This is a genomic window from Streptosporangium nanhuense, assembly GCF_059358815.1.
Window position 1 is genome coordinate 1 of record NZ_JCADBG010000073.1, and the last position, 3,885, is coordinate 3,885.

Here is a 3,885-nt window from a genome sequence, read left to right on the forward strand (position 1 = left end):
AGCGGCCGGTCCTCGTCCCGGTCCTGGCCGTAGGTCGCCAGCAGCGCCTGGGCCTCGATCGGGTCACCCAGCCTGGTACCGGTGCCGTGCGCCTCGACGGCGTCCACCTCGGCGGGAGTCATCCCCGCACTGGCCAGCGCCTGGCGGATCACCCGCTGCTGCGAAGGACCGTTCGGCGCCGTCAACCCGTTGGACGCGCCGTCCTGGTTCACCGCCGACCCACGGACGATCGCGAGCACCTCGTGACCGTTGCGCCGGGCGTCCGACAGCCGCTCCAGCACCAGCACGCCCAGGCCCTCGGACCAGCTGGTGCCGTCGGCGCCGTCGGAGAACGCCTTGCAGCGGCCGTCAGGTGCCAACCCTCCCTGGGCGCTGAAGCCGATGAACCCCAGCGGGGTGGTCATCACCGTGACACCGCCGGCCAGCGCCAGACCGCACTCGCCCGACCGCAGCGCCTGCGCCGCCATGTGCAACGCGACCAGCGACGACGAGCAGGCGGTGTCCACCGTCACCGCCGGGCCCTCCAGGCCCAGCGTGTAGGACAGACGGCCCGACAGCACGCTGGCCGCCATGCCGGTGATGGCGTGGCCCTGTACGTCCGCCTGGGCGTTCATCACCAGGCTCGCGTAGTCCTGGCCGTTGGTGCCCACGAACACCCCGGTGGAGCTGCCCTTCAGCGAGACCGGGTCGATCCCGGCCCGCTCGACCGCCTCCCACACCCCCTCCAGCAGCAAACGCTGCTGCGGGTCCATCGCCAGCGCCTCACGCGGCGAGATCCCGAAGAACGCCGCGTCGAATCCGGCCGCGTCCGCCAGGAAGCCGCCCTGGCCGGTCGCGCTGCCGCCCTGACCGTCGGAGCCCGCCGCCGACAGCATCTCCAGGTCCCAGCCCCGATCGGCGGGGAAGGGCGAGATCGCGTCCCCGCCCTCGGACAGCAACCGCCACAGCTCCTCCGGCGAGTTCGCCCCGCCGGGGAACCGGCAGCTCATGCCCACGATCACGATCGGATCGTCGGCCACCGACGCCCTCGGCCCGGCCGCCACACCCGGCCCGGCGGCCTGGTCCTGCCGGCCGAGCAGCTCCGGCACCAGGAACCGCGCCAGCACGGTCGGCGTCGGGTAGTCGAACACCAACGTCGCCGGCAGCCGCAGCCCGGTGGCCACGTTCAACCGGTTGCGCAGCTCGACGGCGGTGAGGGAGTCGAAGCCGAGCTCGCGGAACTCGCGCCCGGGCTGGACGGCCTCTCCCGAGGCGTGCCCCAGCACGGCCGCCGCCTGGGCGCGTACCAGCTCCACCACCAGCCGCACCTGCTCGGCCTCGCCCAGCCCGGCCAGCCGCCGTACCAGCTCCGCGTCCCCGCTCGTCGAGGTGGAGACCGCCAGGCGGCGGCCCGAGCGCACCAGGCCGCGCATCAGGTGCGGCACCTCGGGGAACGTGCGCAGCACCGACAGCTCCAGCCGCGCGGCCACCACCGCCGCGTGATCCGACGCGGCCGCCAGCTCGAACGTCGCGAGCCCCTGCTCGGCGGGCAGCGCCGGCATCCCCGCCCGCGCCATCCGCTGCAGGTCTATCGTCCCCAGCCCGCCGGTCATGCCGGTCTCCTGCGCCCACAGGCCCCAGGCCAGCGACAGTCCGGGCAGCCCTTCGGCCCGGCGCAGCTGGACCAGCGCGTCGAGGAACGCGTTCGCCGCCGCGTAGTTGCCCTGCCCGGCGTTGCCCATCACCCCCGCCATGGAGGAGAAGACCACGAACGCCGCCAGGTCCAGGCCCCGGGTGAGCTCGTGCAGGTGCCAGGCCGCGTCCACCTTCGGCCGCAGCACCGTCTCCAGCCGCTCGGGCGTCAACGACGGGATCGTGCCGTCGGCGAGCACGCCCGCGGTGTGGATCACCGCGGTCAGCGGGTGCTCGTCGCCCACCTGCGTCAGCAGGGCCGCCACCTGCTCCCGGTCGGCCATGTCGCACGCCGCGACCGTGACCTCGGCGCCGTGCGCGATCAGCTCGGCCCGCAACTCCGCCGCGCCGGGGGCGTCCGGCCCTCGGCGGCTGACCAGCACCAGGTGCCGTACGCCACGCTCGGCCACCACGTGCCGCGCGAACAGCGCGCCCAGACCACCGGTGCCACCGGTGATCAACACCGTGCCCTCCGGGTCCCAGACCCGGCTGTCCTCGCCCGGACCGGAGCCGTTCGCGAGGTCGGAGACCCGCTCGGGGCCGGAGCCGTTCGCGAGACCGGAGGCCCGCTCAGAGCCGGGGCCCTCACCGGAGCCGGACGTCACCCGGGCCAGGCGCGGCACCCACACCTCGCCCCCGCGCACCGCCACCTGCGGCTCGCCCGACGCCAGCACCCCCGGCAGCACCTCGGGCAGGGACAGCGGCGAGGACTCCCGCACGTCCAGGTCGACCAGCCCGAAACGGCCCGGGTTCTCCGACTGGGCACTACGGACCAGCCCCCGCGCCGCCGCCGCGACCGGGTCCGGCGCCGCGCCCTCCTCCACGGCCGCACCGGTCGCGACCGCGCCCCGGGTGACGAACACCAGCCGCGAATCGGCGAACCGGTCGTCGGCCAGCCAGCCCTGCAGCAGATCCAGGACGCGAGCGGCCAGCGCGTGCGCCGACTCCACCACACCGCCCGCCGGATCCGGGACCGCCTCCACCATCACGACGGCCGGCACCGTTCCCGCTGCCGCCTCCGTCCCCCCTTCCGTCCCCGCTTCCGCCATCGATGACAGCTCCGCGTACACCGGCACCGGAAGGCCGCCGGGCTCACCGGACGCCCGCAGCACGGAGGCGAGACCCAACGTGTCCGGGCCGAGCACCGCCACCGGCACCCCGCCGGCCTCCGGCGAGGAAGCCGCGGGCGCCCACTCCACCCGGAACAACGTGTCCCGACCGGCCCCGCGACCGTCGGAGGCGGCTCCCAGCCACTCAGCCGAGACCGGCCGCAACACCACCGAGCGCGCCGACAGCACCGGCTCCCCGGCGGCGTCCACCGCGCTCAGCGACACCGCGTCCGGCCCCGTCCTGGCCAGCCGCACCCGCAGCGCCGAGGCGCCACCCGCGTGCAGGCACACCTGTCCCCACGCGGACGGCAACCGGCCGCCCTCCACCGGCTCCAGCCCGGCGAACGGCACCGCGTGCAGCGCCGCGTCCAGCAATGCCGGATGCAGCCCGAACGAGGCGGCCCCACCGGTCTGCTCCGACAGTCTCAGCTCGGCGAACACCTCGTCGTCGCGCCGCCAGGCCGCCCGCAGCCCCTGGAACGCCAGGCCGTAGGCGAAGCCGCCCTCGGCCAGGTCCTCGTACATCCCGCCCAGCTCGATCGCGGTCGCCCCGGCCGGGGGCCACACCGCCACGTCGAACGGCGCGGCCTCCGGAGCACCGGTCGCGAGCGTTCCCGTCGCGTACCGCACCCACGGCACCTCATCGGCGGCGTCCGCCGGACGGCCGTACACGCTCAAGGTCCGGCGACCGCTCTCCTCCGGCGCGCCCACCGCGATCTGGACCACGACCGCCTCGTTCTCACCCAGCACCAGCGGGGCGTCCAGTGTCAGCTCCTCCACCAGGTCGCAGCCAACCTGGTCACCCGCCCGGATCGCCAGCTCCACGAACGCCGAGCCCGGCACCAGCACCGAGCCCGCCACCACGTGATCGGCCAGCCACGACTGCGCACTCACCGACACGCGGCCGGTCAGCAGCACGCCGTCGGAGTCGGCCAGGCCGACCGTCGCGCCCAGCAGCGGGTGATCCGTCGCGGCCAGACCCAGCCCGCGAGCGTCCCCACCCTGCCGCGCGTTCGGCCAGAACCGCTGGTGCTGGAAGGCGTAGGTGGGCAGATCGACCCGGCGACCGCCCGGCAGCAGCTGCCGCCAGTCCACCGCCACACCA

Annotated in this window: 1 protein-coding gene; it reads right to left on the reverse strand. The window is 75.2% G+C overall.

The genetic code is table 11. The features are described from left to right. Positions 1–3,885 (reverse strand): type I polyketide synthase (locus tag AC5L38_RS43915; RefSeq protein WP_495248765.1); only part of this gene is annotated, 3,885 nt, incomplete at both ends.